Raw genomic sequence first — 5881 nt, forward strand, 5'->3', positions numbered from 1 at the left:
TCTTCAACATCAACTACTCCAGTTTGGATCACACGTTTTACCCCAACTCTGTGTCCAGAAAAACCGGAGCCGCCGCAGGGTCTGCGCGTCGTAATAGCCCATTACATCGCCGAGATCGCGCGGGGGTTTGGCGCTAGTCGCATAGCTTTGCACAAATCCACCGAGCTCGGGACAGCCTCCGGGCGTGCACGGCGTATTGATCTGCCTTGCGATCGGCGCACGGTCGTGTGGAGGATCAGATATCGATGTGACGTCGGGTCCGAGCCGATGGATCGGATAGGATTTCCCCGCGTTTTCGTTGGTGAAATTTTGCAACCAGGAGGGATCATTCGAGAGCCCGTTTACACTGCTGCCCGACAAACTCAGGTATCCGAGCATATGGTCGAACGACCTGTTCTCGAGCATCAGCACCACGAACGTATCGATATTGTCGAGAGCTGACATTTCTTCTCCTTTGATGGAACGTCGCATCAGTTCGTCGCGCTGTACCGCGTAGATGAAGATCCGCCAACGCATAAACTCTCACGGGCAATTAGCTCTTCACCTGGCCCCCCGTTCAAAGACCGTTAGTTCGGCGCTTCGGGGCCGACCAGTCTCCGGAGTTGTGACACGACGACGCTCGTGCACGCTGAAAGCACTTTAGGACATATCGCAGCAACTGGCAAAACGGCTCGCCAGCATCTGGACCTCGCTGGCATCGTGTTGACACGCCGCGTTTGAGGAAACAGTGTGTCGGCCTGTTAAGCGGAAGTGATCGAAAGACGCGCGGCTTTTGCGATGCGGCGATTCATACAGACCTGGCTGCGCCAGCAACTCGTCATGTTTATCCCGTTCAAAACGGCGCCGTACCGAAGCACAACCCGCTCCACCGCGAAACCCTACGCACCGCCGCGGACGACGCGGAACCGCGCAACTACGGACGGCGACGACTGGTCGACGGCCTCAGCCTGAATAGGGAATTGATCTATGGTGGTTCTCAGAAATACAAGCGAAGGCTCATGGCCGTATGGGCAGTTTTCGCGGCGCAGCGTCGTCTTTTCGCCAACCATCTTTCCGTTCACGGACCTGCTGAATAGGCGTTGCATGGCAAACCCATGGCCGGGATGGATTGTGCCTCTCTATCAGTCGTGCGTCACGCACGTCAATTTCCGCTTCATGGAGAGGCTGGCGCATCAGATGTCGGCATTGCCCATCGTCTATAATTGAAGAGTCAGAATATCAATGATCGCACGGAGCCCTATTTTATGAGTCAACCCCGCGGACGATTTGCGGGACCTCGGGACAGCGGCCAACACCAACCTCACCACGCGAAAAAGTCTCCGCCCAACCGGCAGAGACAACCGTACGTGAAGGCGCCTTCTCGAGACTCCGCCCAGACTGGGTCGATTTTCAAAACACGATCGTTTCAGTTTCTCGTCGATGTCGTGGGCGCAGAGAATATCGCACTCGGACTCGACTCGAACATGGCGCGAGTGGCTGAACTGATGAAGGGCGAAAGATTCACGCCCGAGACCGCTTTTCATATGGAAACCACGCTGGGGCTGCCGCATGGTTTCTTTGACCAGCCCCATCCTGCTCTCGCGCCCGAAACCATTGCCCGGCTGAAGTCACCGCTCGATTTTGTCAAAACAGACGACGAGACCGAGGTTGTGTCTGAAACGCTCATGCCGGCTTCCGCCCCGAACGGCAGCCAACAACCCATTCTTGAAGATAACCTGTCCGAGGAAACGGAAATGCCAAAGAAAGCAACGGGCGGGTCGCCGGGAGCCGTCAAAGAAACTCGAAGCCAAATGGCCAGACAGACTGACGCCCATGCGCCAGTAAAAGGTTCATCTTCGAGATCCAGAGCCTCTTCTGAAGCGACCCGGCAGCAACCGCTGGCGTTGGACGACAGCGCGACGATCGAAAATGTTCGTCGGCAAAACCTCCACGTCCTCACGGCTCGCAACGGATCCAAAGCAAGACTAGGTGTGGTCATGGCCATGACTGGCTCCAACATGGCCCATCGGCTCTATGGCAAGAAACGCATGGACGATGTCGAGGCAAACCGGTTCACCGAAGGACTTGGTTTGCCAACTGGCTGGCTCGACACGCCGCGCTCGGAAGCCGAGATTCCCGAGTCGGTGTCGCTGCTGCTCACTCCCGCTTCGCGCGGTCGTGCATCCGTCGAACAACGCGAGCCGATCGTGGCCGCAACGAAGGATGATGCGCCAGGCAAACCTGTCACTGCGAAGGCGCGCACGCGGCGCGCGCAGGCGGCCGTCGCGATCGAGCCGGAAAGCGCCTCGCCTGCTTCAGCGGAGGTCGTAGAAGAGAAAGAGGCGATCGTCGTCAACCAGCAAGATCACATAAACGGTGCCCCCGCCGAGGACGCCGAGCGCGCCTCTGAAGGAAGCGATAGCAAGCTGCCGGCAGCCACATCGGCATCCGTGGAGTCGCTTTCGCCCGCTGCAACTCCGCAGCAGAACCTCGTGCCGCTCCCCGCCCCCGTCACCAGCCTGGACAATCTCCACGGTATCGCGCCAATCGCGGAAGCATTGATCAAGACGCTGGCAGGTAAGGCACGCACGGGCCGACTGGACGAATTGAAGGCGCTGGAACTTTTGCACCAGGCAGTTCTATTGTGAGTCGGCGGTAACGTCCGACGAACCCCATTGCTCCATGAGGCACGACCCGCATCGGGCCAGCCGGCCCAGTGCGTGTCGGAAGATCGCGACTATCCGGTCGACGATTGATTGCCCATGCCGCCCTCCGAAACAACAACCTTTGCCTCGGCCCTTTACGCCCGCCGTTGTGAATGAACGGGGCCGATAGTTGCCGCTATCACCTTCATCAGCAGAAATCTATTCCAATTACCGGTTACTTCGGCGCTCGCAAAAAGGACCGCCGAAGGGGGACGCCTGCCATGAGCGGGAGCGGGCAGGACGCAGGACAGGTCAGCTTTTTCGGGAGGCGACTCGCCGCTACCGGTGCGGCTTTTTCACAACCTCTGCCGCGCGCGCTGCCCGTACAATCGCTCGCAAAGCGGGCGCGAACCACGAAGGCGGCGCATGCGTCGGAGAGTGAAGGACATGACACTGATATGGTTTGACGTGGTACGGCAGTTCGACTGGCAGGGCGCGCTCAGGGTCGCCCTGCCCTCGGGTGTCATCAGCTCGATCGTGGCGATCGGCTGGAATTCATGCAGGGACCGTCGTGACCATCGTCGCGAACGGCGGAACACTGCACTGGAAGTGGCGCTCTCGCTGGAGAAATACGTGCGAACCTGTCGCGCGATGATGCACCGGGCGGACTGGGCAGCGAAGGACACGATTCGCACGAACGGCGGTCAGCCGGCGCATGGCGTGCAGGTGCCCGACTTCAGTTATCCCACGGTCGAATGGAAATGGCTGGATCACAAGATAACGTCCGTGCTGCGCGACTTCCCGGCGACCGTTCACTACGCGCGTGAATATGTCACCACGACATGGGAATTCGCAGCAGTTCCGGAAGTCTGCGACGAGCTGGCCTTCGAGTGCGCAAAGCTGGCGAAACGCGCGCTCGAATTGTCGCGCCTGACTCGAAGGAAGCATGGTGCTGCACCGTGGCATCCAGGCGCCGCGGAGGCTGATCTCGAGCGCGAGCTTGACGAACGCGTCGCCGCGCGGGAAAGCCGTCGGAAAATGATGCTCGAGCAGCCGGCGTCGCAGAACGCGCCCGATCTCAGCGCGCTCGCTTAAGTCCCGTACCGTTCGATTTTTCCACACGCAGGTGCCGGCACAGCCTTGATGTGGTCTCGATTGCCGCGGTGTGCGGTGGCGCAAAATGGTGCACACCTGTGCGTCGGCCGGTCGGCTTTATACCCTCTTTATATTGCCATGAGCAGTTGGCCTGGATTTCAGGCCCCTCAGCTGCTACGGAACATGCAGTTGTTGGCCCTACGAGCCTGTGGAAGACGCGCAGAATGCGTCAGGACCCGCAGCACCCTGGCGCCTGATATGATCTGCAGCCCAAAAAGAAACCAGGTTCCATGATGAACAAAGCGCTGTTGCTGCTGACGGTGCTTCTGGCCGGGTGTGCCGGCACTGCCGAGATCGATACCAACAAGGTCGATTCAGATTGCGCCCACTCGTGTAGCGCGAACTATTCCGAATGCCTCGGAAAACTCACACTTTTTCCGCTCATGGCACAACATCAATGCACCGACGCGATGAAGCTTTGCGTTCAGGCATGCCCAGCCCGAAGAGCTCTCGCTGCATCTCCGGCCTCAGATGCTAGCCAACGGCTCGCGAATGTGGAGGACCTGCATAAGCGGAGGCTGATCAGCAAAGAAGAGTACGACGCCAAGCGCGCCGAAATCCTGAAGGGCCTGTAATCGGATTGGTGTCCGCCAGCAGCGAGTCAATGCTGCCCGGCGTTCAATAGCATCCAGATCCGCGATGACGGTGGTCCTTTAAGGACTCGCGCAAATACGGCTCGACATCGCATGCACATGTAGCGCTCTTCTCGCCTCGTATCGCCTACAGCGCCCACACCGTCAAGCTTGAGGTCTGGGTGTGGCGGCTCCGCGGCCGGTTTTCCGTAAAGGTCGGCGCATCGCTGACAGGGCTGAATCCAAAGGTCCATTCGTCGATTGTCGTGGGTAGCGAGGGTCAAATGGCCAAGGCTCAAACGCGCCGGATAGTCGGTCGCGGCACCCGTCACTGCATAATGCGACGCGGCCGTCTCTTTCTACCTTGACGCCGAGCTAGTTGCTGCGAAGGGATTAATGGGCTGAACTTTTCGTCGGTCTTTGACACGTTCCAGCATCTGACACGTGTCCCAGCCAGCGACAAGGGCTTCAAACCCACGGACGACATTCGACTCCATCGCCTGCAGGCCTGCATCGCCCTGGAAGTTGGCGCTGAACGCAGAATGGAACCGATACTGGAAGTAGCCCGACACCTCCTGAATCCGTGCCGACGTGCCTGAGTCTGTGAAAATCACCGACTCCGGTGAAAACGGGTCGTAGTAAATCACGTGAGGATAATCGGTCGGAACTGCGACACGCGGAGTCTCACTGACGAGTAGCGACCCGACCAACTGGACGGAGCCTTTCATCCCTTTCGGTGTCTTGAAAGCCCAGATTCGCTTGGGCAGCCGCTGCGCGAGGTCCAATACTTTGGTATTGCCCGAGCCGAAGTACCCGACCTTTCCTTCCTTCAGGTCCTGGTCGAACTTCTGCCAGTAGTAAAAAATGTCCATTTCGGCCTTTCTCGGCAAGATTCCCTGTGCTTTCTTGACATACTACTAAGGTCAACGGTGCTCAAGAGTCAGAAGCCCTTGATGGCAAAGTTTACCGTACCTCAAAAAACAGTGAGACGGTTCCAACGGAGCTCAGAGCATTCCGGTCGCGACTTCTTCGGACGGGAATTGAATCGGCCAAAGTGTCCCGCCGCAATCCGGCAAGTTCTGGCGACGAGCACAGAGCCAGGTTCGCGGTTCGCGCCGTGAGTGGTCGTATCTCGCGGCAGGGAATCGACTTTCTTACGTATTAGCATCGACCCATTCCCGAGCCCATGAGATGCCGGCGGTCATCGCTTCTTCCTCCGTGTGGAAAAGCTCGAGTATGCCGCTGGCCCCAATGAGTCGCCCCGCATGAAGCACCGTCCCACTGGCGGCAAAAACCTCGCCCTCACGGCTTGAGTGCCCGTAGATTGCGTATCTCTTGTAGATTTCTGTTTCCATCGCGTTCGTCAGGGGTAGCGCTTCATGGCATCTGCTGGTACCGGCGGCGACTCAGATGAGAGTCCGCCATGGCGCGAACGTTCATCGTTGAACAGAATCCTTAGCAGGCTGTTGAATTTCGATCCCGCGTAAACGGGATCCTGGGGCCGAACGTTATGGATATTGTGTTCATGAT

At 58.5% G+C, this 5881-nt stretch carries 5 protein-coding genes; 3 read left to right on the forward strand and 2 right to left on the reverse strand.

Annotated features, from left to right (window positions below; all coding sequences use genetic code 11):
- Window positions 1-9 precede the first annotated feature (9 nt).
- Complete coding sequence (locus tag EVC45_RS43135; protein ID WP_248295505.1) at window positions 10-444, reverse strand: alkaline phosphatase family protein; 435 nt, start codon at window positions 442-444, stop codon at window positions 10-12.
- Window positions 445-1244: 800 nt separating this feature from the next.
- On the opposite strand from EVC45_RS43135, the gene EVC45_RS43140 reads away from it, so the two are divergent.
- From EVC45_RS43140 to EVC45_RS43150, 3 genes are all read left to right on the forward strand, one after another.
- Window positions 1245-2627, forward strand: a complete 1383-nt coding sequence (locus EVC45_RS43140; protein ID WP_129964167.1) for a hypothetical protein — start codon at window positions 1245-1247, stop codon at window positions 2625-2627.
- A 444-nt stretch (window positions 2628-3071) separates the two neighbouring features.
- Entirely contained in the window at window positions 3072-3719 is a 648-nt protein-coding gene (locus EVC45_RS43145) for a hypothetical protein (protein ID WP_129964172.1), read from the forward strand.
- 290 nt (window positions 3720-4009) lie between these two features.
- The gene (locus EVC45_RS43150; protein WP_129964168.1) at window positions 4010-4354 is read left to right on the forward strand and encodes an SHOCT domain-containing protein; all 345 of its coding nucleotides are present in this window, start codon (window positions 4010-4012) and stop codon (window positions 4352-4354) included.
- Window positions 4355-4710: 356 nt separating this feature from the next.
- Here EVC45_RS43150 and EVC45_RS43160 read toward each other — a convergent pair whose 3' ends face one another.
- Window positions 4711-5223 (reverse strand): hypothetical protein, encoded by a 513-nt coding sequence (locus EVC45_RS43160; protein WP_129964170.1) that lies wholly within the window; start codon window positions 5221-5223, stop codon window positions 4711-4713.
- Window positions 5224-5881 lie beyond the last annotated feature (658 nt).

This window comes from Paraburkholderia sp. UYCP14C (genome assembly GCF_004197395.1).
Lineage (GTDB): Bacteria > Pseudomonadota > Gammaproteobacteria > Burkholderiales > Burkholderiaceae > Paraburkholderia.